The 26,746-nt window shown below is 47.8% G+C and carries 23 protein-coding genes; 9 read left to right on the top strand and 14 right to left on the bottom strand.

What is annotated here, in order from left to right:
- Nucleotides 1–16: 16 nt before the first annotated feature.
- Nucleotides 17–1,663, bottom strand: a complete 1,647-nt coding sequence (locus AC3WT9_RS31905) for a response regulator transcription factor (RefSeq protein WP_341091395.1) — start codon at nt 1,661–1,663, stop codon at nt 17–19.
- The gene (locus AC3WT9_RS31900; protein WP_492408702.1) at nt 1,656–3,353 is read right to left on the bottom strand and encodes a sensor histidine kinase; all 1,698 of its coding nucleotides are present in this window, start codon (nt 3,351–3,353) and stop codon (nt 1,656–1,658) included. The genes AC3WT9_RS31905 and AC3WT9_RS31900 overlap by 8 nt, the downstream gene beginning before the upstream one ends.
- A 414-nt stretch (nt 3,354–3,767) precedes the next feature.
- Between AC3WT9_RS31900 and AC3WT9_RS31895 the strand changes: the two genes are divergently transcribed.
- On the top strand, nt 3,768–4,658 hold the full coding sequence (locus tag AC3WT9_RS31895; RefSeq protein ID WP_038588766.1) for a carbohydrate ABC transporter permease: 891 nt from the start codon (nt 3,768–3,770) through the stop codon (nt 4,656–4,658).
- Nucleotides 4,658–5,494, top strand: coding sequence for a carbohydrate ABC transporter permease (locus AC3WT9_RS31890; protein WP_341091392.1), 837 nt, complete (start codon nt 4,658–4,660; stop codon nt 5,492–5,494). Before AC3WT9_RS31895 ends, AC3WT9_RS31890 begins: the two co-directional genes overlap by 1 nt.
- Nucleotides 5,495–5,582: 88 nt before the next feature.
- Here the strand turns inward: AC3WT9_RS31890 and AC3WT9_RS31885 are convergent, their stop codons facing one another.
- The 4 genes from AC3WT9_RS31885 to AC3WT9_RS31870 all read right to left on the bottom strand — a co-directional run bounded on the left by AC3WT9_RS31885 (nt 5,583) and on the right by AC3WT9_RS31870 (nt 9,501).
- Nucleotides 5,583–6,611 carry a CapA family protein gene (locus AC3WT9_RS31885; protein ID WP_341091391.1) on the bottom strand — a complete coding sequence of 343 codons (1,029 nt, stop codon included), beginning with the start codon at nt 6,609–6,611 and terminating at the stop codon, nt 5,583–5,585.
- Between the two features lie 76 nt (nt 6,612–6,687).
- Complete coding sequence (locus tag AC3WT9_RS31880) at nt 6,688–7,347, bottom strand: class I SAM-dependent methyltransferase (RefSeq protein ID WP_341091390.1); 660 nt, start codon at nt 7,345–7,347, stop codon at nt 6,688–6,690.
- 174 nt (nt 7,348–7,521) lie between these two features.
- Nucleotides 7,522–8,544, bottom strand: a complete 1,023-nt coding sequence (locus tag AC3WT9_RS31875; protein WP_341377878.1) for an SDR family oxidoreductase — start codon at nt 8,542–8,544, stop codon at nt 7,522–7,524.
- 18 nt (nt 8,545–8,562) lie between these two features.
- Nucleotides 8,563–9,501 (bottom strand): aldo/keto reductase family protein, encoded by a 939-nt coding sequence (locus AC3WT9_RS31870; protein ID WP_341377877.1) that lies wholly within the window; start codon nt 9,499–9,501, stop codon nt 8,563–8,565.
- A 393-nt stretch (nt 9,502–9,894) separates the two neighbouring features.
- Here AC3WT9_RS31870 and AC3WT9_RS31865 point away from each other — a divergent pair, with 393 nt between their 5' ends.
- The 3 genes from AC3WT9_RS31865 (at nt 9,895) to AC3WT9_RS31855 (ending at nt 12,856) form a co-directional block, all read left to right on the top strand.
- The gene (locus tag AC3WT9_RS31865; protein WP_341091386.1) at nt 9,895–10,926 is read left to right on the top strand and encodes an ROK family protein; all 1,032 of its coding nucleotides are present in this window, start codon (nt 9,895–9,897) and stop codon (nt 10,924–10,926) included.
- 56 nt (nt 10,927–10,982) lie between these two features.
- Nucleotides 10,983–11,606 (top strand): sugar O-acetyltransferase, encoded by a 624-nt coding sequence (locus AC3WT9_RS31860; RefSeq protein ID WP_341377876.1) that lies wholly within the window; start codon nt 10,983–10,985, stop codon nt 11,604–11,606.
- Nucleotides 11,607–12,313: 707 nt separating this feature from the next.
- Nucleotides 12,314–12,856 (top strand): NADPH-dependent FMN reductase, encoded by a 543-nt coding sequence (locus AC3WT9_RS31855; protein WP_076113308.1) that lies wholly within the window; start codon nt 12,314–12,316, stop codon nt 12,854–12,856.
- A gap of 310 nt (nt 12,857–13,166) precedes the next feature.
- Here the strand turns inward: AC3WT9_RS31855 and AC3WT9_RS31850 are convergent, their stop codons facing one another.
- From AC3WT9_RS31850 to AC3WT9_RS31840, 3 genes are read right to left on the bottom strand one after another with little or no spacing between them, the layout of a single operon-like run.
- Nucleotides 13,167–13,397, bottom strand: a complete 231-nt coding sequence (locus AC3WT9_RS31850; protein WP_341091384.1) for a hypothetical protein — start codon at nt 13,395–13,397, stop codon at nt 13,167–13,169.
- Between the two features lie 5 nt (nt 13,398–13,402).
- A complete protein-coding gene (locus AC3WT9_RS31845) occupies nt 13,403–14,623 on the bottom strand; it encodes a Ger(x)C family spore germination protein (RefSeq protein ID WP_341091383.1) in 1,221 nt (406 codons plus the stop codon).
- Nucleotides 14,604–16,133 carry a spore germination protein gene (locus AC3WT9_RS31840; RefSeq protein ID WP_341091382.1) on the bottom strand — a complete coding sequence of 510 codons (1,530 nt, stop codon included), beginning with the start codon at nt 16,131–16,133 and terminating at the stop codon, nt 14,604–14,606. The genes AC3WT9_RS31845 and AC3WT9_RS31840 overlap by 20 nt, the downstream gene beginning before the upstream one ends.
- A gap of 179 nt (nt 16,134–16,312) precedes the next feature.
- On the opposite strand from AC3WT9_RS31840, the gene AC3WT9_RS31835 reads away from it, so the two are divergent.
- On the top strand, nt 16,313–17,404 hold the full coding sequence (locus AC3WT9_RS31835; RefSeq protein WP_341091381.1) for a GerAB/ArcD/ProY family transporter: 1,092 nt from the start codon (nt 16,313–16,315) through the stop codon (nt 17,402–17,404).
- Nucleotides 17,405–17,502: 98 nt separating this feature from the next.
- Nucleotides 17,503–17,790 carry a hypothetical protein gene (locus AC3WT9_RS31830; protein WP_341091379.1) on the top strand — a complete coding sequence of 96 codons (288 nt, stop codon included), beginning with the start codon at nt 17,503–17,505 and terminating at the stop codon, nt 17,788–17,790.
- A gap of 149 nt (nt 17,791–17,939) precedes the next feature.
- On the opposite strand, the gene AC3WT9_RS31825 is transcribed toward AC3WT9_RS31830, so the two are convergent.
- Nucleotides 17,940–18,824, bottom strand: coding sequence for a LysR family transcriptional regulator (locus tag AC3WT9_RS31825; RefSeq protein ID WP_341377875.1), 885 nt, complete (start codon nt 18,822–18,824; stop codon nt 17,940–17,942).
- 176 nt (nt 18,825–19,000) lie between these two features.
- On the opposite strand from AC3WT9_RS31825, the gene AC3WT9_RS31820 reads away from it, so the two are divergent.
- Together AC3WT9_RS31820 and AC3WT9_RS31815 are read left to right on the top strand one after the other, a co-directional pair.
- The gene (locus tag AC3WT9_RS31820; protein ID WP_341091377.1) at nt 19,001–19,795 is read left to right on the top strand and encodes an SDR family oxidoreductase; all 795 of its coding nucleotides are present in this window, start codon (nt 19,001–19,003) and stop codon (nt 19,793–19,795) included.
- A gap of 13 nt (nt 19,796–19,808) precedes the next feature.
- Complete coding sequence (locus AC3WT9_RS31815; protein ID WP_445745022.1) at nt 19,809–19,973, top strand: SgcJ/EcaC family oxidoreductase; 165 nt, start codon at nt 19,809–19,811, stop codon at nt 19,971–19,973.
- 330 nt (nt 19,974–20,303) lie between these two features.
- Here AC3WT9_RS31815 and AC3WT9_RS31810 read toward each other — a convergent pair whose 3' ends face one another.
- The 4 genes from AC3WT9_RS31810 to AC3WT9_RS31795 form a co-directional block, all read right to left on the bottom strand.
- Nucleotides 20,304–24,806 carry an S-layer homology domain-containing protein gene (locus AC3WT9_RS31810; RefSeq protein WP_492408695.1) on the bottom strand — a complete coding sequence of 1,501 codons (4,503 nt, stop codon included), beginning with the start codon at nt 24,804–24,806 and terminating at the stop codon, nt 20,304–20,306.
- 632 nt (nt 24,807–25,438) lie between these two features.
- Nucleotides 25,439–26,008, bottom strand: a complete 570-nt coding sequence (locus AC3WT9_RS31805) for a manganese catalase family protein (RefSeq protein ID WP_341091374.1) — start codon at nt 26,006–26,008, stop codon at nt 25,439–25,441.
- Between the two features lie 62 nt (nt 26,009–26,070).
- Nucleotides 26,071–26,337: a spore coat protein CotJB gene (locus AC3WT9_RS31800; RefSeq protein WP_038588588.1), complete on the bottom strand. Its 267-nt coding sequence runs from the start codon at nt 26,335–26,337 to the stop codon at nt 26,071–26,073.
- Between the two features lie 4 nt (nt 26,338–26,341).
- Entirely contained in the window at nt 26,342–26,560 is a 219-nt protein-coding gene (locus AC3WT9_RS31795; protein WP_341377872.1) for a spore coat associated protein CotJA, read from the bottom strand.
- Nucleotides 26,561–26,746: the final 186 nt, after the last annotated feature.

The following is a 26,746-nucleotide window of genomic DNA, read 5'->3' as shown; positions in this document are numbered from 1 at the left end:
GGCTAATGTAACCGTTTCACTTTTCTACCCCGGGCAGAAGGAGCCTGAATTCAGAAGGTGAACAGTCGTAATAATTGCGGAACGCCTTGCTGAAATAGTTTTTGTCCTTATAGCCCAGCATCTCGGAGATATCCTGGATTTTGAGGGCAGGATCAGACAGCAGGTCCTTGGCCTTGTCCATTCTTACCTTTTGTACATACTCATGAATGCCGTAACTGTATTGGGCCTTGAACAGCTTCATCAAGTATTCTCTGCTCAGGAAATATTTATCCGTGAACAACGATATTTTAATATTCTCGAAATAGTGGTTATCAATGTATGCTTTAATATTTTCCAGCACATTGCCGCGGTTACCGGCAAGGGATCTGCCGATTTCACCGGCATAGACATCCAGAATATGATTAAGCACGCCTTCAAACTGCTCAAAGGAGGCGAAGTCACCGGCGATCCCCAGCCCGCGCAATCCCTTGTCTTTGCCGCCTCGCAGCCGTTCAGGACCTGCATTCAGTTCCTTGGCGATATCGTTCAGCAGAATAATGAACTCCTGAATCGTCCGGTCAGCTGCCCCGAGGCTGAAATGCCCGGAGGTCTGCCATTGTCCGGTGAATTCGCCGAGAATGCTTTTGGCATGATTCACATTTCCGCTCTCCAGAATATTGCGGATAAGCGGCATCCGGGCAGTCAGCGAAGGGCTGTCCTTAACTGGAGGTTTGGCACCTGCACCGGCAGCAACGATGCCGCTCTTTAGATTCAGCAGATCAATGGCGTCCAGCGACGCTTTGGCGGCGTCATACGACTGTGCGATATCCATACAATCACTATAAGGCTCTCCAATGCCTCCTGCACAAGCAATTCCGAACAGCTCCTTCAAAGTCGAAGCGGCCTTTTTCATATGATGCAGGGACAGAAAGGCCGCATCTTGCCCGTAACCGCCCTTCATGGTAAAGATAGCGATAAATTCACGTTCTGCCCGGGGGCTGACGAAGCTGAACGCTTCAAAATCCCCGCCGCTGTTCTCATTAATGACATTCGTTACGGCAAAATGCATCAGATCCCGGTCTTCATGAAATCTTCCCTTGCGGACCTGCTCCAGATTGAGCAGCCGGACAATCCCGACAGCAAAAAAATGGCCGGGTTTATCTGCACCGATCAGCGGCAAAAAGGCTTCATTGGACTGGTTCTTGAAGCTGCGCTCGATAATCGACAGATACATCTTCTCCTTCAGCTTCGGAATGGACATGTTAAGCGTGATGTTCCGGCTGATAAATTCGCTTTCTTTCTTTCGTTTCGCCTCCAGCAGGTCGACGGCCTTGCGCAGCGCGCTGTTCAGATCACTCCGGTTAACCGGCTTCAACAAATAGTCGACAACCTTGGAACGGATGGCCTGCCGGGTATATTCGAAATCATTGTAACCACTGATGACAATCAGCAGCAGATCCGGAAATTCATGCTCGGCGATTTGTAGCAGCTGGCTGCCGTTCAGCTCCGGCATCTTCATATCGACAAGTGCGATATCAATTTTGTGCTGCCGCAGCATGGCCAGTCCAACGTTGCCGTCCGTAGCCTCCAGCACCTGATCTACCCCTAGTCCCTTCCAGTCCCCCAGAATGTTGATGGCTTCGCGCAGCGGCTCTTCATCATCTATGATGAGTACTTTATACATGTTGTCCCAGTCCTCCCCGCGGTAATTGCATTTCCATTGCCGTTCCGTGCTCATTACTACTGATCGCCAGACCCGCTCCTTCTCCATATAGAAGCTTCAGCCGTGTATTCAAATTTTTCAGTCCGATGCTTTCATTCCCGTCTTCGGACAAGTCTCCTCCAAATTCCTCCCACTGGATCTGCAGCGTGCTCAGCACTTCCGCAAGCCGTTCTCCGCTAATGCCAGGCCCGTCATCCAGTACAGAAATCACATTGTAGTCTGGAGTAATCCGCGCCTCAATCCTGATCGTGACTGTAGTGGATACCTTCTCCAGCGCATGCTTGATGCAGTTCTCCACCAGCGTCTGAATGGACAGCTTGGGAATACTCAGCTCCAGCAAGGTCTCGTCCCAATCGTAGACAACCTGCATCCGACCCCCGAACCGGGCCTTCTGCAGCGCCAAATAGCGTTCAATATGCCTCAGCTCTTCCCTGGCAGCAACAACATCACGGCCGCTGATGCAGTATCGCAACGTCAAAGCCAGATTATCGACCATCTCGACGATATCGTCATTGTTGTTCTTCAATGCCTTCGTAGAAATCGCCTGCAGAGCATTATATAAGAAATGCGGGTTAATCTCCGCCTCCAGCGCTTTGAGCACCGCGTTTTTCTCGACGATTTTCATTTTATACCGCTCATTGATCAGTTCATTGGTTTTTTCAACCATCTTATTGAAATGGCGCGACAGATACGCGATCTCATCGTTTCCCTCCACCTGTGCTTCGGCATCAAAGCTGCCGGTGCTGAACCGCTTCATTTGCAGCGACAGATATTTCAGCGGATTTGTGATCCTGTTGGAGATGAAGCTGACAAGGACCACCGAGACGATCAGAAACAGCAGGCCAATGAAGTAGTTTAATTTACGTGTCGTTGTCGCCGCTTCGTAAATTTCTTTGTAGGGAATCGGCTTGATCAGCTTCCAGCCCTCTTTTTTATTAATGTCATAGATCACCAGATATTTTTGTTCATCAGCCGACCACGTAAGTCGTCCGCCTTGGGCTGGGGTCAGCTGGTCCAGCAGGCCTGCCGCTTCACTTTTGGCATAAAATTCACGGTCATCCACCACAAACGCCTCATTATCCGGGCTGACATACATCAAATGCTCTCCGCTGCTGAACGGAATATCCTTCATGATCTCATCGGTGACGCTCGAGTTGAAGTACAAGGACAATACCGCCTGCGGTTCTCTGGACGCGATCGAACGGAGCAGCCTGTGGTAGCCCATGAAACTTTTGTCTTTATTAATAGGATAGTCATCCTGTTCCGAAGTGTCCTGCACAAAGGATTGATATGAACGGTTAAACGGGCTTGCCAGCGCACGCTTATACCAGGTGAGATTCTCAATCGGGGGGTGCTGGGCGACCCGGATTGTAATATTATAGTTCTCTTTGGTGACATAATAATACTTCTGCTCTTTGATCACGTAGAGGGTTATAGCCTCCAGGTCGTTGCGTGAAAAATAGAGATTCTTCAGGTAATCCTCCACATACATCTTGGAGGCGTAATCCTCCGATTCATGCATGATGGCATAAGTAATCTCATCATAGGAGATTTGCGGCAGGGACAGCTGCTCGATCCCGTCAAGGTAACTTTCCAGATTACGGCCAACCAGCAGCAGGTTGTTGCTTGTGCTCGTTATTCTGCTGTTCACTGATTCCTTGCGCAGCATTCCATATGAAATGAACGTCAGCGAAGTAACCACCAGGATAATAATGGTCGTGAACAGCAGAATCAGCTTATTCGCCAGACGGCGTGAAATCCGCTCCAGTAAAGGCTCAAACAGCTTATGCAGAATTGATCTAATGATGTGCAGCGGCCTCCTTTGCTTGCAGGTACAATACCCGGAAATGATGGCCTCCGCGAAATGCCAGGACCCTTTTCTCCAGCTTCAGAAATTTTTCGGTGTTCTTTTCAGTTCACCTTTTTACCCCTAACTGTACTCTTAAATCCATTTTTGAGAATAGGGGTCTGCTCTATAATACACAATATAGACTAACCGGAATGGTTATGTGTGGCAAGCCAGGCACATTGCTCCCACCCTATAAATACAAGAAGAGGTGCTTCCATGTTAAAAACACTCGGCAGAAAATGGCGTGAGAAAATAGAATTCGGAATTTTCACGCTTCCTGTTCTGATCTGTATCGCTGTAGCATTCTACATTCCTTTTGCCATGACCATCCGTTATTCGATGACCAAATGGAACGGGATATCCAAACATCCCAAATTTGTCGGACTGGATAACTTCAAGCAGATCTTCACGGGAGATACCAACTTCTCCGATTCAGCGTGGTTCACCATCAAATATGCGGTGCTCTACATCATACTTGTTAACGTGCTGGCCATCCTGCTTGCCGTGCTTCTGGACATGAAGCTGAAGACGACTTCCTGGCTGAGAGCGGCTTTCTTTATCCCTTATATCCTCAGTCTTGTTATCGTCGGCTTCATCTGGAAATTCATCTTCATGCAAGGCTTCAACTCCCTCGGAGAAAGTACAGGCTGGGGCATATTCGGCCTAAGCTGGCTAGGAACGCCGGGACTGGCCTTCATCTCGATCTTAGGAGTCTCCATATGGCAATCGGTCGGCTTCTATCTCGTCATCTATATTGCCGGTCTGCAATCTGTACCTGAAGACCTGAAGGAAGCAGCCACCGTGGACGGTGCCGGACCGCTGAGAAGATTCTTCAGCATCACCCTGCCGCTGCTCGCTCCATCTATCACCATTTCAGTATTCATGGCCCTGACCAACTCGATCAAGGTGTTCGACGTTATCCTGTCGCTGACCGGCGGCGGCCCTGGCGGAACTACCTACAGTATCGCTTATGATATTTACCGGGATACCTTCCAGAACAATCTGTACGGATATGGTACGGCAAAAGCGCTCATCCTCTTCCTGGCTGTGCTTGTCGTGACAATCATCCAGCTTACGTTCTTCAAGAGAAGAGAGGTTGAGGCATAATGAAAACAAACAACAGCAAAGCGGGCAAGATCATTCTGGAAGTTGTTCTGGTCCTCCTATCTCTTTTGTTCTTGTATCCGCTGTTCCTGACCGTAATCAACTCTCTGAAAAGCTTCAGTGAGGTCATGACTGACGTTATTGCCCTGCCGAAGAAGCTGACCTTCAGCAACTACTCCTATGTGTGGGAGTTCATCAATTATCCAAGATTGTTCCTGAACAATTTCATTATTACCGGCGTCGGCCTGCTGGGAATCGTGTTCATTTCATCCATTGCGGCTTATAAGCTTGCACGGACGAAATCCAAATGGAGCGGAGTGATCTACTTCCTCTGCATTATGCCGATGCTCATTCCGTTCCAGTCGATCATGCTGACCGTACTGCAGACTGCCAAGAACCTGAACCTGTCCGAAAGCACTTGGGGACTGGGTCTGCTGTACTGGGGCTTCGGAGCTCCGCTGGCCGTATTCATCTATCACGGCTTCGTCAAAGGCATTCCGCTGGAAATCGATGAAAGCGCCACGATCGACGGGGCTTCCGGCTTCCGCCTGTTCTTCAGTGTAATCTTCCCGCTGCTGAAATCGGTAACGACGACCATCGTCATCATCGACGTCATGTGGATCTGGAATGACTTCCTGCTTCCGCTGCTTATGGTCAACGGCTCTCCGGATACGAAGACACTTACACTTGCAGCTTATACATTCGTAGGCCAATACACTTCGGACTGGCAATATGCGATGACGGCCATGGTAATGGCTGTACTGCCGTCCATCGTCGTATTCATCTTCCTGCAGAAGTATATTGTTAAAGGCGTTGTCGCCGGGGCAGTGAAGGGCTGATTTCAATACAGTGTTACACTTCATATGACAAAAAAGAGCATGTGATTAGCCATTAGGCTAGGGTCACATGCTCTTTATATTATTGAGGTCAAAGATCCTCTGTAACTGTACCATCTGCCGCTACGACAGCATTGAACGACAGCTTGTTCATTCGCTTGATGGTCTCCTGATTATAGGCGTTGCCCATAAAATTCGGCTGTCCGCCGATAATCTTAACCGGCGTAATTTTGCCGGTTACACCACTATCGCTGATTGTGAAGTTGACCAGCATCGAATGCAGGGTCTTCTCTCCGCCGCGCGTAGAACGGTTGAATACAAAATTACCGAGCGAATAGTAGATCGGCTTATGCTTGTAATATTCGATCCCCATCAGGTTGTGGCTGTGCGCACCAAGGATAATATCCGCGCCGCAGTCGATCATTTGCTTGGCCAGCGTCCGGGCGTAGTCCTCCGGATAGTCCTTGAACTCCTGGTTCCAATGGATATACACAATGGTATAATCATTGTCCTTAGCTGACTTCTTAATCGCACCCATCAGCGGCTCCGCAGTGTAGGCTGAAGCAGCTCCGGGATTGTTTTTCCCGGCATACCAGGAGGTGCCGGATAACACGCGGCTTGTGCCCAGCACAGCTATCCGTTTGCCTTTGACAGTCTTAATATACGGTTTAAAGGCTTCCTCAATATTGTTGCCTGCACCTGTATGGCCAATCTTGTGCCGGTCCAGATGCACCAACGTATCCAGCATGGCATTCTGCCCGTAATCCAGGATATGATTGTTGGCCACGGTCACGCCATCAATTCCCGCATAGCTGAGTCCACCCAATGTTTCCGGCTTGGAGCGGAAGGCAAAGGTCTTCTCGGCCGCCTTCCCTCTGACCGATACCGGTGTCTCCAGATTCGCAAACGCAAGATCAGCTTTCTGCAGGACCGGTGCCACTTTGGTGAATGGAAAATGAACCCCGTATTTTGCAATCTGCTCGCCCACAAAACCGTCCAGCAGAATATCTCCGGCAAAAGCAAGTGTGATGTTCTCCTGCGCCGCTGCCCCTTTGCTAAATACAGCAGAAGAGGGTACAAGCAGGCATAATATAACTGTAATGATTGCCAATCTTTTCAATACTCTAGCCCCTTTTTATAAGATATTGTTCTACTATACTGAAAGCAGATTCTTAAAAGAAGGGTATAAAGTCCTGCTAGATTTGCGCTTTTTTGAGCACAGCTCTGAAACAGTTCAGTCCGCCCCACAAATCTGTACGCACAGCATCCTCAGGAAGATTGAAATCTGTCTCCCCCCAATACTGGAATCCGGACTGCAGCAGCACGTCGTTCATCAGCGGCAGATTGACTGTAGGATAATCAAAGGTCAGTACCAGCAGGCCCTCTCCGTTCAGCGTTCTGTGGAACTCCTGCACCGCACGCACAGAATCCTCCAGCGACAGATGCTCCAGTACCGAGATGCAAAAAATCGTATCAAAGCTCTCATCGTCATACGGCAGCTTGGTGAGATCGGCCTGGGCCAGATGTAGATTTGTTGTCCGTCTCGCCTCCACCTGCCGTGCCGCTTCGGCTCCGATATCACCGGCAATGTTCTGGAGGATCGCTTCCCTTGACAGGATGCGGGCATCAAGATCACAGGCATAGACCTCGTCGCTGAATCCGGCGAGATAGAACTTCAGCGGATGGGAAATGCCGCAAGCGGCATCCAGCACCACATCATGGGGCGAAATAAAGTTTGTACACCACTCGTATTCATAAGGGCGGCTCCACCAGGATTCCGGCAGATCGTAAATCAGCTTCTCACGGCGTGCATCGGAATTTACAAAAAAACGGGAGACATACGGATGTGTCGGCATGGCCAGGACTCCTTTTAAGGGGATTTCGGTAGTGAGAGTATATTCAAGATTCCCCGTTTCATGCCACGCCCTCACATCAGCACGTATAAGCAACAAAATTCCCCACAAAAAGACGGTGATCCTTATTAGGAATCACCGTCTTTTTGAGCTTATGTGCAGCCTATGAGCTTAAGCTTAGACGTAATAAGAAAGCAGCTTGGGATCGATGCCATGTTTGCTGATCAGATTGTCCACCATCTTCGACCATTCCTGGTCCATCAAGCACAGCTTAGGATGACGCTCAAACCACGCTACCGAGAGCTTCACTCCTTCTGCGAACTGAACTGTAGCCTTATAATCCGGCACAAGCCGTTTGATTTTACTGTTGTCGAACACACTGCTTACCGCCTGGTCCCCGATCAGGCCATCCGCTGTGCCCGCCGGTGTATGGGCTGCGATGAAATCCGTGGAGATATGCACAACCTTCGGCTCTCTGCCTGCAGCCTCCCCAATGGCAGCATAAATCTGATTCCAGCTCAGCACTTCATCAGAAGTGATATGGACAGCCTCTCCAATGGCTTCAGCATGTCCCAGCAGGCCGACAAACCCTTTGGCAAAATCGGTATTGTGGGTCAGCGTCCAAAGTGAGGTTCCGTCCCCATGAATCACGAGGGGCTGGCCTTTGCGGATACGCTCTACCAGTGACCAGGGATGCTGCCAGCTCGTCAAAGCTGCGGGAATCGCTGTAACGCCATAAGTATGCGACGGACGGACAATCGTAACCGGGAAGCCGTTGCTGCGATGGGCTTCCAGCAGCAGTTCCTCACAGGCGATTTTATCGCGTGAATACTGCCAGTATGGATTGACAAGCGGCGTCTCTTCCGTGATCTGATAATGCCGCTGCGGCTTCTGGTAAGCTGATGCCGAGCTGATAAAGATATATTGCTTCGTCTTGCCGGTAAACAGTTCAATGTCGAGCTGTACCTGCTCAGGAGTGAACGCGATCCAGTCTACCACAACATCAAATTCATACCCCTTCAGCACTTCACGGGCTTCCGCCCCCTTGCGGATATCTCCCTGGATCACCTTCGCACCTTCAGGCACGAATTCACCCCGCTCTCCGCGATTAAACAGATACAGCTCTATCCCGCGCTGAACAGCCAGTCTGGAGACCGCCTCGCTGATTAATCCTGTCCCTCCGATAAATAGTACCTTCATCTCTGTCTGCTCCTCTCTTTAGCCCAGAATCTCTTCAATCTTGGTCACAATATCCCCGGAGAGCTCTATGCCTGAGGCCAGAACATTCTCCTCAACCTGCTCCGGACGGCTTGCACCGACCAGCGTGCTTGCCACATTAGGCTGACGCAGAATCCAGGCCAGCGCCAAATTGCCGACAGAAATGTCCAGTTCAGCCGCAACACCCTCAAGCTGACGCACTTTGACAATCTTCTCATCCGTTATCCCTTTGCGCATCCAGTCCAGCTTAGCTGCCCGGCTGTCCTCAGGAATATCAGAGACGGAGCTGTATTTACCCGTCAGCAGACCTTGGGCAAGCGGGGAAAAGACAACTTGTCCGATTCCTTTGCGCTGGCCGAGCGGAATGATTTCTTTCTCAATATAACGTTCGAACATATTATAAATAGGCTGGTTAACAACGATATGATCCAGCAGGTAACGGTCGGCGACCGCGAGTGCTTCCGCCATTTGCGCTGCCGTCCATTCACTTACACCCACATAGAGCACCTTGCCCTGACGGACCAGATCATCCAGTGTCCGCAGTGTTTCTTCAATAGGAGTTTCCGGATCATAGCGGTGGCAGTACATAATGTCCACATATTCAGCCCCAAGCCGTTTCAGACTGGCATGGCACTGCTCGGTAATATGCTTGCGTGACAATCCGCGGTCATTGGGCCCCTCCCCCATAACGCCGAAAACCTTGGTCGCCAGAACATAGGACTCGCGGGGAAATCCGCGTAAAGTTTCGCCCAGCACTTTCTCCGCCGCTCCTTTTTCATATACATTGGCCGTATCAAAAAAATTAATACCCAATCCGTAAGCGGTTTCAATGGCTTTAACGGCATTCTCACGTTCCACGTAACCGCCGTAAGTCAGCCAGCTTCCCAAGCTGATTTCACTGACCTTAAGCCCTGTTCCACCCAATCTGCGATACTTCATTTCACACTGCTCCTCTCCATAGATCCGGCTCTAATGGCTCCGGTTGTTTTGTACACAACTTTTATTTTAGATCAGTTCACCTGTAAATTCCATCCTATTTGAATAAAATAGAAATCGTATGGTAAAATTTAAAGGTCTATTTTACCAATTTGCTAAGGGAGCATCCGGCAATCCCTGCCGGGTCATCCGTGAAATTATAGAAGCAGACCGGGATAAATACCGGCGGGAATAGCCGTTAGAGTCCATTTGGTGTTGAGATCTTAAGACAGCAGTCCTGGTGAGGGCTGCTTTTTTCTTTGGCTCACTGGACAATTGCAAAAACTCAGGGTATGTTATTTATAATACTTTTAATAACCAATATCGAAAGTGTCAAAGGTATGGAGGATGCACCCAATGAATCAGATCGCAAACAATTCCATTCGCGTCAAAAGGATCAATCAGGAGCTGATCAAGGAAGCCTTAAAAGCGATGAAGCAAGGCACAAAGGCTGCGGTAGCCAGCGTTACAGGATTAAGTATAGCGACCTGCGGAAACATCCTCAATGAGCTGGTCGAAACCGGCGAGGTTATTGAAACCGAGCTGGAAGCTTCCAGCGGAGGACGTCCGGCAAGGCGTTTCCTGTACAATGCCGATTTCTCCTATATTGCCTGCATCTATGCCAAAACGGAGGACGGCTCGTTATCCTTAACTTTTGCGGTAACGAATTCAACCGGTGAACTTGTGGAACAGGGTCTGCTGGAACCCGAGCTTATCGACGCGGCAAGCTTTGATCATCTGGTCGCAACGCTCACACAGAAATATAACAATATTAAGGCCGTTGGCATCGGTATTCCGGGTCTTGTTCATCAAGGTGTTATTAATATTTGTGACATCCATTCGTTAATCAATGTTCCGCTGGAATCACTGCTTAAGGAGAAGTACAACGTCGAGGTCACTGTAGAAAATGATATGAATCTCACCGCCTACGGATTCTACAACAAACAGTCCTATGATGAAGACAAAACCATCGTGGTGCTGACCTTTATCCGCGGCAGCTTTCCGGGCTCGGGGATTATAATCGACGGACATATTCACAAGGGAAATACCCGGTTTGCTGGCGAAGTTTCTTTTTTGCCCTTTGGAATTTCCCGGGAAGAGCAGTTCATCCGCTTAGGTGGAGATGATACCTTTCTCCCTTTGGCAGTGCATGCTGTAGCTTCCTTGACCGCGGTTATTAATCCGAGGACCATTGCACTTACAGGAGAGCAATTCAGACAAGAAGATGTGCAGCAGATTCTGGAAAGCTGCCTGGAGATCATCCCCGCAGAACATATGCCTCAGCTTATCCTGCTGGATGATCCTGATGATGATTACATGAACGGCCTTATTGCCATCACACTCGACAGCATGACGTACTCTTTACAGCTTATTGAGAAACGCCGGTAATTCTGGCGGCAATCTTGCAGTAAAGATAATAAAGAACACTTCAGGAGGCCGAAATCATGGCGACAAACAAAGTAAACATGCTAGCGGGCAAGCTGTACCTTGCCGGAGGCGGGGAATTAGCCCGAGACCATAAGAAATCCAGAATGCTCACCCGTTTGTTCAACAACAGTACAGAAGAACAGTTAGGATATAGAGTGGAATTGATCAAGGAATTATTCCGTTCTACAGGGGAATCCTTGCATATTGAGCCCCCTTTCCGCTGCGATTATGGCTGCAACATCACAATCGGCAATAACTTTTATGCAAATTATGACTGCATCATCATTGACGTGGCACCCGTAACCATAGGCAGCAATGTGTTATTTGGTCCAAGGGTAGGTGTATATACTGCCGGCCACCCCATTGATGCGGAAGTCCGCAATACTATGCTCGAATTTGGCAAACCGATTACTATTGGAAACAACGTATGGGTCGGCGCAAATACAGTAATAAATCCCGGTGTCAACATCGGCAACAACGTGATCATCGGTTCCGGGGCCGTAGTCACCAAGGATATTCCCGATAATGTTATTGCTGTAGGCAACCCCTGCAAAGTGCTTAGAACCATTACCGATGAAGACAAACAGCATTGGGAAACTCTCAAAGACGAATATTATAGAGACATTGAGATTGATCAATAAGCAGCATCAGAATCCGCCGATTTGGCGGATTTTTTTATATTATGCCTAGAGTGTGTCTTCAAACCGCTTCACCCGCCATCAAAACCTGCTGCTGTATGCCCTAAGGAATCATGGATACGGTACCCTTTTCTGATCACACGCGGAGAATGCCGTTTCGCTACTAGATAGGGAAGTCCAAACATTATCTGTAGTCACAGCCAATCCCAAAATAAAAGAATTATAATAGTGATTCCGCTCTTCTTCCGAAGGCGTGAGTGCGTCCGTATCCGGAAAGTGTATTCCTGGCTCTGAGCATAAACGGACCGAGTTGCACCTATTTGGGCATTTTTTCCTGTAACAGTAGGACAACGGACTCCAGCGCAGTTATTCCTCCCTGATGGCCGTTTTTAGATAGAATGCAGAACAGATAAGGTGTCGTCTGGGTCCGCAAAAGAGAATAAGCAGGGGTTTTTCTCTCCATAGCGTCTCCTGAGTCCGTCACGAGAAACGAACCTGCTGCGGGCTTTTTTAGGGACCCTACTTTCAATACTATTATCCCTGCTTCCCCAGAGCTCTTTCAGTTTGAAACACACTCTAGTAATTTCTTTCGCAAATTCAGAAATTAATAGTTTCTAAAAACCACTTGCTTTAAAAAAGTAATATGCTATAATAAACACACATAAGTTATTAGAAACTAAAACTAACAAATATCTCAGGAGGTAATTCAAATGACAAAGTTGAACATCGGTATTATACTAGGCAGCACTCGTCAAGGGCGGGTAAGTCCGCAAGTAGGTGAATGGGTAAAAGGAATCGCAGACGCTCGCGGAGATGCCAACTATGAAATCGTAGACATTGCTGATTTCAAATTGCCGCTGCTTGGTGAAAGTGATGATTACGCACCCGCTCAGGCTTGGGGAGCAAAGCTTGCCACACTCGACGGATTCGTATTCATTGCCCAGGAATATAATCACAGCCTTACGGGAGCACTCAAGAATGCACTGGATTCTGCCCGTGATGAATGGAATAATAAAGCTGCAGGTATCGTAAGTTATGGTTCTGCAGGCGGTGTACGCGCCGCTGAACACCTGCGTGGAATTCTCGGTGAACTGCAGGTTGCGGATGTCCGGGTACACCCGCTGTTGTCCTTGTTTACAGACTTCGAGAACGGTACAGTCTTCAAACCGGCTGATCTGCATACCGCAAATGTAAACGCGATGCTTGATCAAGTGCTGGCCTGGAGCGGAGCGCTAAAGACATTGCGTCAATAATAGAGGAACGGTATATCGGGCCACTTCACACCGTGAAGTGGCTTTTTTGCGTTATTCCCTTTCTCCTCTCCTCATCTCCTGGTGCCCAGCGCTAAAGCTTTAAAAGATCATGAGCCTTGGACCGCCCTCCGGCTAACCGCACGAATATCGACGCTGCCGCCAAAAATACAGCTACACCCGCAATGATCATAAAAAAAGAGTGGTCAAAAGCAGTACGGCTCGCCTCTTTCAATGCTTCAGACCATTTTAGGCAAGTTTCCTATGGTCAATTAATCAAGCGCATACTAAAGGTTTTAACAATTCCGACAACCTAATAAAACCATGATTCAAACAGGCTGTTAACGGGCCTATAGATCAGCATGACCAGAAGGAGCGGGCTTGGTACTTTGATTCTGTACAAGAAGCAGACGGTCGCACCAATGCCCATGATCCAGAGCATGCCCCAGACCAGCAAATCCCGGGTCTTGCTTCCCTGCTTTAGCAAAGGCACATCGACAGCTATACAGACAGCCGCAATAGCCAGAAATAACAGCAGCAACATTTCGCTCACTCCTTGACATCGTCAATAAAAGATTTGTCTGTAATACCGATCCGGTTAATCGTCATGGTGGCTTTGTAATGGACAGGCAGCGATTTCAGGTAATTATCCCCCTTTGTCTGCTGCAGCCTGGCCCAAGCTTTAGGATTGGCACGGTAGATCATCTGCCCAAAGCCCATGATATCCACATTGTAGCGCTCGTTAATTTGCTTGACGGCAGTTTCCATCCGCAGAATTATCCGCTCTTCCGATTTCCTTTCCAGTTGTCTAATCACACTCTCTGCCTCCATGTTATCCTTGCTATGGACTTCTTGCACATTGCACTCCGCCTTTACATGAATATAAATATGCGGTTCGCCGCCGACCATCTTCATTTTCCGTTTAGTGGTTGTCCGTATCGCTTCAATAACAATAGGCCGGCCGTCGTCCCCTATTAAATTACCTGAGGTTTTGACAACGTTATCGGTGATGTAATTGTAGCCGCTTGTCTCTTCATCACTTAACCACCCGACCATCCTGTCTTTCTTAAATACAGCTAAGCTACGGTATTTCAAACTGGCTTTAGGTACGCTCTGTTCCAGATTGCTCATCTTGTCGCCTTCGCTGGCATTGCCAACCACCTCCACTCCGGTCAACACCGGGTTAATTCCTACATAGAGCAGATCATCAACGAACTTGTTAAGGGAGACAGCAGTTGTTTTGGCTGATATCTTGTAGGATTTGTCCAGGGAACTAAACAATTTATTCGCCGGTATTTTATCAAGCGGGGTGAGAACCTTCAGCGCTTCTTCCGCTGTGGTCCCTTTCGCGACCATGACGTAATAATCATTTCGCGGCTCCCGGCTCCGCTTCAGTACATCAAGTATCTCAGCGATACCTGCCCGGGCTAGCTCTTCTCCGATCACCAGTACGCGGATATGCCCTTTGTAGGCGGTTCTCGAACTGATGAGAGTATATTGCCGGTCCGATTCATAGATCGTGGGCACTGTGAAGCTGGATACAACCACTGGTACCCCGCCGCCGCTTGTTCCTCCAGCTGTCTGTGAAGAAATCGAAGAAGGAATAACCACCTGCATCGTGACCCTGTAGCCGGATTCTGCCTTATCCAGTCCCATTCCCAGAATAAAGGCTATTTCATTTAATTCCTTTCTTTCCCAGCAACCGCTAAGCAGCAGGGGAATGAGAAGGGCAAGCAGCAGCCGAAGGACTTTACTTTTTATTGGGCTCATAAATCGGTTCCTTCCCTTTGGAAGTGTCTTGACGATTTAGATTCTGTACTTTCATGTTAGCCGGCCTTGTCTTTAAAAGCGGCCAAGGAAATCGGAAGATCGAATCCTTCAGATCTTTCGATTCGTATGGTCCGATCGGACTCATATAAGGCATGCCGAATGAACGAAGGCTTGCCAAATGCAGCACAATCAAAAACACGCCAAACAATATCCCGTACAATCCTATAAAACCAGCCAGCACGATAAATACAAAACGAATCATTCTTGCAGCAATAGCCATGCCCGACTCCGGTATGACAAAGCTGGAAATGGCCGTAATGGATACAATAATAACCATCGCCGATGAGATAAAACCCGCCGCAACGGCCGCCTGGCCAATGACCAGCGTACCGACGATAGAGATGGCCTGCCCTATATTTTTCGGTATTCTCACGCCCGCTTCCCGGAGAATCTCATACGTCAATTCCATAAGCAGCGCCTCTACGAATGCCGGAACCGGGACGCTCTCCCGTTGTGCGGCAAGGCTTATGACCAGACTGGTAGGGATCATCTCCTGATGATACGTAGTAACCGCCACGTAAAAAGAGGGGGCAAGCATCGTAATAAAAAAAGAAAGAAAGCGAACAAACCGCAGCAAGGTGCCAATATCGGACCGCTGATAATAATCTTCGGCAGATTGGAAAAAGGAGACAAAAAAGCAAGGCACCAGCAGGACAAACGGCGTTCCGTCCACAAGAATCGCCACTTTCCCTTCCAGAATTCCCGCCGCGATGGTATCCGGCCGGTCAGTGTTATAGATCGTCGGGAAAGGCGTGGCAGTCTTATCCTGAATAAATTCCTCGATATATCCGCTCTCCAGAATGCTGTCTGTATCTATTTGGTCCAGTCGGCGCTTTACCTCCAGCACCAAGTCAGGGCTTGCGAGATTAGTGAGATACATAATGGACACGCTGGTCTGCGTCACCTTGCCGATCTGGAAGGTTTCGAGCCACAGGTGACTGTCTTTTATTTTTCTTCGGATCAATGACGTGTTCGTTCTCATATTCTCTGTGAACGCCTCCATCGGCCCCCTCACAACCGATTGCGAGCTGGGTTCACTTACATTCCGGTCATCCCACCCGGGAAGCCCGATCCGCAGGGCACTAGATATTCCGTCCACCAGCACCATCACATTGCCCGACATCAGCTGATACGCAAATTGACTTAAATCATCAGTAACAGATAGATCTCCTGCGATTAGGATACGTTTCTGCAGAAGCTCAAACTTCTGTCCGGCATCAAGATCCCGCAGCAGCTCCGGGGCACAGCCTTCCTGAAGGGAAAAAAGAATAGAGTTATGCAGCACCTGCGTGTCTACAAGACCATCTATATAGATCACTGCAATTTGCGTACATGGATCCAGCTGTAATTCTTTGATTATCAGATCGGTGCTTTTCCCGAGCAATTGGGATAGCTGCTTCTGATTATCCTCTAGCCGGTGTGACAATGGGCTCCTAAGGATATCTTCCATAAAGTAACCTCCGTTTATCGTGAACAAACTGTCCTTAGTATGATGCGGAATTTGATAATTATCCCGTCCGTTTCCACCTCTATTATGTTTAGGATGCATAATTATGGAAGGATATTGCATGCTAAGGAAAATAATATTGAAACGCTTAAGAGGGCTTGCAGCAGATACGGAGGAATCACATGAGACTTGAAAAGGACCAGATCAGTACAGCTCAAATGATAGTACTCGGGCTTTTCACTCTTATTGGGGACATGGCGCTTGTATATCCTTCGATAATGACAGCAGGAGCTCACGAAGATGCGTGGATCGCCGGCCTCATTAGTATTCCCTTGGGTCTCGCAACCCTAAAGCTGATGATAACTACAGCCAATATTGATCCTAATAAAACAATTATCGAGCTTTCACAACAAATTTTAGGAAAATGGGTGGGTGGAGCGGTAGCTCTGAGTTATTTAATCTTTTTTCTCATTGCTGCCTCTACCTATGTCAGGGAAATTGAAGATTTTATGTGCACACAGGTTTACGAGGCGACCCCCGGGGGAGTTATCCGTTTCATGGCCATTTTTCTGCTGGTGTATGGCTTAAGACTGGGTCTGGAAACCCTGGGACGGGCGGCCCAGATTTTCCTCCCTTTCTTTACGGTTTTTCTGATCGGTCTGCTCGCTCTGCTGATTCCCGATATGCGTATAGAGCAGATCTATCCGATTATGAATACACCGTTTCCTGACTTGCTGCACACGGTCTTTTTCGGGGTATTTTATCCGTTTGGGGAATTATGCGTATTTTTAATGGTGTATCCCTATGCCAAAAAACAAAGCAATACAAGCCGGGATATATTCATCGCCCTGGTCATCGGAGGGGTTGGACTGAACCTTATTTTGTTTCTTTCCCTGACGGTGTTGGGCGCTTATTTCTCCGAGCACAACTTCTATGCAGCCTATATTCTTGCCCAAAGGATCAACATCGGCAATTTTCTGCAGCGGCTTGAGGCATTAATGGCTACCACATGGATTATTAGCACCTATTTCAAAACAGCGCTTTACTTCTACGCCTTTGTCTTAGGGACCGCCCAGCTGCTGAAGCTGAAATCATACCGTCCCCTAATTTTTCCGGTGGCATTTTTGCTTTACGGGCTGACCCATCTGATTGCAAAAGATATTATTTTCTACGTCAAAGAAGTCCCCGCCTACTGGGTAGACTGGGACTTCACTTATTCCATCGTATTCCCGCTAATGCTGCTCATTGTCTATCACATCAAAAAACGCATCTGAACTTACGCCCGTCCCGTACTGTAGCTCTCCTCCGGCCCAAGGCAGGTATAGGGCAGCGTACGAACCCTTACGGGACCCCAGAATTTCCGCATAACTGGATGCATGAGGCTGCTTCGGGACAGGACAGCTTCAAGCTGACGATAACAAGCAAAAACCTTATTCTGGTATACAAGAATTCAGGCAGTCCCGAATTTGGAAAAGCGGACATTCTCGTCGATGGCAAACTGGTTATCACTGCTGATCCGCATGAGAACAACTGGACACATTGCAACCCGGTTATCCTGTACCAGAATGAGCTTAACTTGGAGCATGTGATAGAAATAAGAATGTCCGCTGGTGATGAGGACAAATGCTTCACGATCCTGGGCTTCGGCTATAACGTATAAGAGCTGAATATCTGTACAACCCATCAAGACAAATATCAAAAAGAATCAAACAACCCGAATAAGGCGCTGTTTGATTCTTTTTGATAGTCCTCGTACAAATCAGCCAGCGGGCCATTACCACTCAATAAGAAACGGCCTTAACCGTGGCATCAATCAAGTCGTTGCTGCTCATTTTCAATGTATGCAATAAACCGCTTGGCAGTTGGAGAAATATGACGATCCTCTCTCCACTTTAAGCCTATTTCCCAATACCAGCCCTCATCAGTAATCGGAATCCACACAAGTTCATCCAACATCAAGCCCATAGTCTTAGGCAGGACAGATACACCGAGATTTGACTTAATAAATCCGGCTACTGTGATTAAGTCCTCGGCTTCATACGCCGAATCAAGGACAAAACCAGTATGTTGGAAACGTGACATAATCGTCGCTTTTAATCCGCAGTTATTCTTCAAACCAATGAATGGTTCGCCCGACAGCTCTGCCAAACTCAAAGCCGGACGATTCGCTAAATGATGCTGGGAGGATACAACAATAAACAATGGTATATTTTGCATAACCACCCATTTATGATTGTCTAAAGTAGATTCCTTCGAGGTAATCATAAGATCCGAGTGGCCTTGTTCCAAATGATCATCTATATCTCCAAGATTTCCTTGTGTCAATTCAAAGCGGACTTTGGGATAGTCTAATTGGTAACTTCGGACTAAATGGGGAATTAAGTCAACGCCAAGAATATTGAGATAGGATAAAGTAATAACCCCCGTATCCGGATTAGACCATTCTTCGATTTCTTTTACGCCGTTTTCAATATTTTGCAATGCTTTGCCGACCCATCTAGAGAACATTGCGCCATTACGGTTCAGCTTCACATTTCGCCCATTGCGCTCAAACAAGGGAGCGCCGATTTCGTTCTCAAGTTTGGCAATCGCATGACTTAGCGCTGGCTGGGTAATGCCGAGTGCCTTTGAAGCCATCGTCATGTGTTCTAACCGTGCAACAGTCATAAAGTACTCTAATTGTGTAAGCTCCATAACATGACCTTCTTTATATTAATATTATTCATAAGTTTTATGAATATAATAAATTGGACGTTATAAAAGAGTCAAGTGTAATATTATATCCAGCTCCTCTTGAACATTACATAAAGGTTTAAGGGACAGAGCGCTGAACACACAAATTCAGTTATTCATAATAAGGAGGTAAAGATATGAGTAGATCATTTGAGTACTCGGCCACAGAATTTAAAGGCAAGAAAGTGCTTGTAACGGGCGGAACAAAAGGAATGGGACAAGCTGTTGTGAATAGACTTGCAAGCAGCGGAGCAACAGTCCTGACAACGGCCCGTTCCGTTTCTGCTGACATGGCACATTCGGTTAAATTCGTTCAAGCTGATCTTGTGTCACCTGAAGGGGTAGAGCAAGTGATTACAGCAGTGAAAGAACAGCTTGGCGGTATCGATATTATTGTCCATTGTGTAGGCGGATCAACTACTCCGCCAGGTGGCGCTCTTGTTCTTAGCGATGACGATTGGCTGCAGGCCTTAAATTGGAATCTTCTGGCTGCAGTCCGGCTTGATCGCGGCCTTATTCCATTAATGCTGGGAAATAAATCAGGTGTTATTCTTCATTTCACCTCAATCCAAAGAAGGTTGCCCCTTTATGAAACTACATTAGCTTATGCAGCAGCTAAAGCTGCTCTCGCTAATTACAGCAAGGGACTTTCTAATGAATTTTCTCCCCGTGGCATTCGGATTAATTCATTGTCTCCTGGTTTTATTCAAACTGAGGCAGCAGATGCGTTAATTAATCGGATGCAAACTACAACAGGAAGCAGAGAAAGTGCGCTCCAGCACCTTATGGATTCGCTCGGAGGTATTCCAATTGGCCGGCCGGGATTACCTGAAGAAGTCGCTGAGCTGGTTGCATTTTTGGTTTCTGACCGTGCAGCATCTATTACAGGAAGCGAATATGTCATTGATGGCGGTACCATTCCGACAGTTTAATTGTTCAAACTAAATCCCTGCTGCGATCAGTACATTTATTGATGCATCAAATAAGCTCGATCTGGAATCATTTGTAAATTTATTTTCAGAAGATGCCGTTGTGTTGGATGAAGGAAAAAAACGGATTGGCCAAAAAGCGATTAAAAAATGGAGTGATCAATTTTTGGAGCAAACGTAACGTTAGAGCCAAAAGCAGTAAAAGAAAATAAGGATGAGGTTGTTGTAACATGCAAGTTGGATGGAACTTATGACAAAACAGGTTTACCCGATCCGTTATTGCTGGAATATCACTTCAGCATTGTAGATGATAAAATTGTGAGCTTATCCATTCTCTAAGATTGGCGATGTCTTCATAGAGGCCGGCCAGCGGATCGCCCTGATACAACCAACAAAACGAGCAGCCCGGCTTGGGCTGCTCGTTTTGTTCAGCTTGTTTACATAAGCCTTAGTCATTTAAATCCACAATAACCATTTTCGCCCCATATGCTATGAGAAATTGAACTGCTTCTTATGGTGCAAGGACCTTATCCAAGAGACGGATGATCATCACTACTGATTCGGCGCGGGAAGCAGCTTCGTTCGGTTTGAACGCTCCGTTGCCTTTACCCGATATGATACCTGCATTAGCAAAGGCATTGATTTGCTCTGCTGCCCAGTTCGTAGAGACGTCGGAAAATTGCGTCGATGTGCTAGTAACATAGTTCGTAAGACGAGCCAGCATAGTCACAATCTCCGCACGGGTTATCTCCTGCTTGGGATGGAACGAACCATCGGCGTAGCCCATAATCACTCCATTAGCTTGAAGCGCAACAATCGCTTCCGAAGCCCAATGCCCTTGCGTATCGGAGAACCCGGTCCCCCCCGAAGCTGTCACACCAAAGGCTTTTACAAGCATTGCAGCAAACTCAGCGCGTGTTACTTTGGCGTCAGGACGGTATGAACCATCCGCATAGCCAGTTACAATCCCCATCAGGACCGCGCGTTCAACGAACGCTGCACTCCACAGAGCTGCAGGTACGTCCGGGAATTTAACAACAGAAGCTGTTCGCTCTTTCGCCACGATAGCTTTAACCTTATCAATGTTTACTCTATCGTTGAACACAGGTTTCGCTCCGGTTGGCTTCGCAGGCTCGGCAGTTACAGCTGGTGTCGGCGTCGGTGTCTGTATCGGTGTTACTGTCGGCATTGATGTTGATGTTGGTGTCGGTGTTGCTGCCGGTGTCGTGCCTCCATTGTTGTTGCCTGTGGCCGCCGCTACCGAAACCGAAATCTCCTTCTTGATTCCCCCAAAAGATACTACGATTGAGGCCGTTCCTGTGCCAGCTGCTGTCACTACCCCTGTTTCACTCACAGTAGCCACAGAAGTCGCACTCGATACATAATTCGTATCCAAGGTCTTAAGGGCAGTAGAAAGATCCGAATACTTCGCCGTCACCGACAAGGCTTGCGTTTGACCTGCTTTCAAAGAGAGCGAAGCAGGGGTTACAGCCAGATCAACTAAGGTCAGAATTGGAACCTCAGTAACCACAATTGGAATCGCAATTGATTTGCCGCCGAACGAAGCCGTGATCGTTACCCCTTCACCCGCTGCAACGCCCGTAATAACACCCTCACCCGATACCGTGGCAATGGCAGGGTCCGAAGTCGTCCAAATGACCTGATCCGTTACAACTGTATTCACTGCATTGTCATATACTGCCGTGATAACAGAAGCAGCAGTCTGACCCGCTTGCAATGTGTGAGTGCCTGGATCGGCTGTCAGCTTAAGCAGAACAGGAACCGTACCTTCGGCCTGAACGGTTACAGAAATATTGACTGGCGACATGTTGCCGTAACCCGCCTGGATTGTAGCCCCGCCAATTCCAACAGCGTGAATGATGCCTTTGGCATCTACCGTAGCTACACTCTCATTCGAAGAAATCCATGTTGCTTGATTCGTGACATCGGCAAAGGAGTTATCGCTATAGGTAGCGGTAAGTACAGTCCCACGCTCGTCACCGACATTTAACGTCAGTTGGGCCGGTGATACTGCTACGGAAGTCACCTTTAGCTCATCCTTCTTCTCAATCGTGTAGTTGTCGATCAATTCTTCGCTTTCCGTAGTACGGGCTTGAATTATAATTTTATCATGGCTAACTTGAATTGCAGAGTATACCGGAACATCATCGTCAAACATGAAATTCAGATACTCATATTTTGTTCCATCGTAGAACTTCCAGCCAGATGCGCCTCCGTCCAAATAGACAGTCCCCTGCTCTCCGTTCAACAATGGCTTCCCTTCGCTCATTGGATAGGTGCGCGCGTACACGTGGTCGTGGCCTTCCAGCACCAAGTCTACTTTCAATTCTTCCAAAATAGGGGCAAAATATGTTTGTGTATATTCGATCATATTGCCGCGTCCATCTTCGGTATGATAAGCAGGTTTATGGAACATAACAATCTTCCATTTTTTATTGCTTTTCTGAATATCCTCACGAAGCCATGCTGCTTGCTTGTCCATGGTTACTTCGTCTGCTTCGGAGTTCAGCACAATGAAATGCACCTCACCTGAATCGAACGAATAGGCATACTCCTTCTGGATATCAGGCCCATTATTTGGAAGATCTAATCCCTTGGCAAAAATATCTTTGCCTTCCCCTTTAACATCATGATTCCCCATTGTGTAACTAGAAGGAATAGAGGATGCGTAGATCGATGAAGCTTCCCAGAACTGGTTCCACTCATTCAAGACCGACCCATCGTCAACCATATCGCCGCCATGCATAATGAACTGGGTGTCCGGATAATGAGTTAAAGCATTGCTGATCAATTGTTGATAAATTGCAAGCCCATTATCACCTTTGGTATGCGAATCGGTTACAAATACAAAAGAAACGGGATGATCCGGTACTGCCTCCAATGTCTTGTAATCGTACCATGTGCTCCAATGTCCTTCATAGCCGACTCTGTAATGATAATCCGTACCTGACTCGAGGCCAGTAACCAATGATTTATGGAACTTAATTTCGCCCAGAGGCCCACCTGCGACTTCATGAATGACCTCCACATCAGAAAGCGCAAGCTGCTCTATCGCTTTTTCTGGTGCATTAGTCAAGTCACTATTAACCAAATCGCTATCTTTCACATATTGGATAGATGTTTCTTGAACTCTAGGTGCCGTCTGCCACCCTACACTCATCATCGTACGCATATCTTCAGTAACAAAGGTTTGTACATATTTGGGATTGTCTCCACCAAACTGAGAAACAACGGTCATGCGGATACTCTCGCTGGTACCGCCATCCTTGACCGCTTGCACTTTCCAGGTGCCAATTGCAAGGTTAGCTAGTGACGTATGGATCTCCCCCTTGGCATCCGTCAAGCCCAACCCTTCGGTAAGATCCTTCTGCTGTACATCAGCGGATGGTATGTAACCGGTCTTGGTTCCATCCGGCAGATACACTTTTACGAATCCGGATGTATTTCCTGTTGCGGCGAAAAATTGCCCGTTTTTCTCTGCCGCCAGCAACACTGCGGACGAACTATCAGCGCTCGTATATATAGTGGAACCCTCAGCTGTTACGGTCACATAAGTCTGAGGGCCGCTTGCATCGGTAAAATCAATTTCCGCTCCTTCTACCGGATCTCCTGCGTGAGTTGTGACAGTGATTATATTCTGTGTTTGCAGGCCTGATCCCTTAACTTTTAGAGTGTACGGAAACCCGATCTTATAATTAACCGGTGAGGCAAAGGAATTCACCGAAGTGCCGCCTCCATACCCAAAACCGCCACCCACCATGGCAATCTGCTTATACTTCTCGCCACGTTCCATCTTCGCCGATCTACTCACGTCGAAATCGATGATTACCAGAGCATCTGCATGGTCCCCTTGCAGTCCCTCTGCACTAAACTCAACATAACCGCCTGCATTATCGATGGTAGTCTGCACATTGCTTAAATCGGAACGTGCGTTAATAGCATTCGCTTGCAGTGTCTCCGGATCGAACTTGATCTTAGCATGCACGTGCTTGGCTTCGCCTACATCCTTTGCCTTGAGCTTCAACCGGTAGGTCTCGTTGCTGACAGCTTCCGTTGGAGCTTCTAATGTAAACATGGCGCCATGCTCAATATTAAAAGCATAGTCTGCTGCTGCCGGATTGCCGGCCAGATCTTTAACCTCTGCCAGCACTTGATGATAGCCGCCGCCCAGCGGTATATCCGGGTGATAGGTTATCACCTTATTATTCAGATCATATGCATAGGCCGACGGTGCAACAGACTGGCCATCCACAGTTAACCGGATCGAGTCTGGATCGATACCCGACTTAGTATCATCCGCTGACAGGATAATATCGGAGACGGGGGCGTTCAAGATTTGATTGGGAGTGGGTGTAGTTGGACTTAATACGGGGACATCCATATCTTCACCAACCGGTTCATCATATATGAGCCTTACGTCATCAATCCAAATCGAGCCTTTATTCTTTTTGCTCATTTGTCTTTCTTTCATCTGGATGTAGAACGCCAGGGTGCCCGGCAGCGTCAAATCAGCCCCTATTTCAGCCTCTACATACTTCCAGCCGCTCCAGTCTATACCTATCTCTTCACTCCTAATCTCATACGTTTTAGATTTTCCAGTGGCTGAAACGTAGAACTTAGAGGTTAGACCATGTCCTTCGTTATTGGCGTATACCCACATCCCGATTTTTTTGGGAACTCTGTTTGTTAACGCCAACTGCGTTGCAGGCCCTACCGCAACTTGGGATGGATTATCTGTTACGCCAATGAAATCATAATCAATCCGCAAGGACTTTACCCCGTTACGAACGTATTTCGGATTCGTTTCAAGTGCCATACTGCCGCTATAAATGCGCGCACTGTCAAAGGTTAAGTCAGCTAAGCTAACCTTTTCGAAATCTTCTGCCATGACGATACCGCTAGGCTCCGCTGAATCCCCATAGACGGTCGATGACAATGAAAGGGAGGGCGGGATGAGCGGGAGCAGAACCGCCATTGCCAATACGCCGCTCAATACTCTCCTTACAAATGGATGATGATACCTCACTAACTTTCACGCTCCTTGTTGTCTGTTCTTGTTAACTTCTAATCCTTTTTTTAAATAAAATTTTAAAGGATAAGTTATTACAGCATAACGCTGGAACATGTTCGTGAGATCATCGCAATGTAAGCAAGAAAAATTATTGAGGTTATCAAAACTCTTTTTGAATACCCTAATACCGGCTTGTTGCATAGTTAAACCCTTCAATTGGGCATGAACCGGTCCCGCCCGTGCTTTCTCCTTGGCGCTGATGTCATTGTCGAAGATAGTTTTCTATGAAAATCCTCATCCAATAACATTATTTCTGCTTTTTTGCTGACAGCCTGCTTTCCAAGCTTAACATCAGCGTATGGCAGCCAACCATCATACCAGGTTCATTTCGGCTATGACAGGTTCCGCGATCTATAGCGCTGCGCATTACTGGTTTATAAGCGGAGAACAAGATCGAACCGATCTACTTGTAGCTACTGTCCGCTCCTACGTTATGAACGGTTTAAGGCTCTGATCGAAACTGCATTGAACTGTTACCAGAAGAAAAAGAGCCGCAGATACTTCTCTGGGCTCTTCTCTATCATTCTGAATAATTACCTCATGTATACATCTTACTAAAACACCCGCTTCTTCTCCCGCTCATCAATCAATATCTGCACCGATTCCTTAAATCTTAGCGCATGCACAATCTCCCGCTCGCGCAGGAACTTCAGACTGTCCTGCAGGTCGACGTCATCGGTCATGTCAATTAGCCATTGGTATGTAGCCCGGGCTTTCTCCTCAGCGGCAATGTCTTCATAGAGGTCAGCCAGCGGATCGCCTTTGGCTTGGATATAGGCCGCGGTGAAAGGAACACCCGCGGAGTTCTGATAGAACAGCGCATGATCACGCTGCGCGTAGTTAGGACCAAGACCCGCAGCCTCCAGCTCCTGCACAGATGCATCCTTGGTCAGCTTGTAGATCATGGTGGCAATCATCTCCAGATGGGCAAACTCCTCCGTTGAAATGTCCGTGAGTACGCCGATAACCTTATCGGGAATCGCATATCTCTGATTCATATAACGAAGTGCTGCCGCCAGCTCCCCGTCCGCCCCTCCATATTGCTCCATCAAATACCGCGCCATCCGCACATCGCATTTGCCGACACGTACCGGGTACTGCAGTTTTTTTTCATATATCCACATTCGGGAATGAACCCTCCTTATAGTTTTATTCGCCTAGCCGCTTCGCCGGGATCAGCGTACCGCTATACCTGCCAAGGCCAAGGACTCTGGCTCCATTCCCACGGACATTTGGAGTAGGCGCGGCCAAAGTTCTGCAGCGGGCCGTACAGCTCCTGAAATTGATTGGCCAGCCGGGTGCGCTCCTGGGTCAGCTGATTGAACTGTTCAATCGCTCTTAAGTCCTCCGGATGGGTATCCAGATACAGGTTAAGCTCCACCAGGGCAAAATCCAGAACCTGCAGCTGCTCCAGCATTTCATAGTAACGGGGCTCGCAAGGATTTGCTTCCATCGTCCTAAATTCCTCCTTTGCCGGCTTTGGATTCATACGGGCTGAACAACGCGGGCCAAAGTGTACCCGCCCTTAGTGCTTCAGGTAACGGAAACTGCGGCAATCCCGGGGGCTGAAAGGCAATAAATTGGTTAGGCGGCACAACATACGTTTTGAACGGCACCGGCGGACAAGGGTCAAATGGTCCCCTATACGGTGTCCATACACGTTCCTGGGAGTTCAATAGATACACCCTCCTCAAAGTTTTGTTAGCAAATACTTCCTTGATTCAGCTTCGTACAAACCACGCTTAGAAAGCATTCACTTGATTTACTTTTCTTCTGAACGCACATCTCTTCGTAACTAATTTATGACTGGCTGGGGTGGAATCAGAACGCCCACGCAAAAAAACCGCACCTTTGCAAAGAGA

It is taken from the genome of Paenibacillus sp. EB106-06-01-XG199, from assembly GCF_058791575.1.
This window is presented reverse-complemented; position numbering and strand designations above follow the sequence as displayed.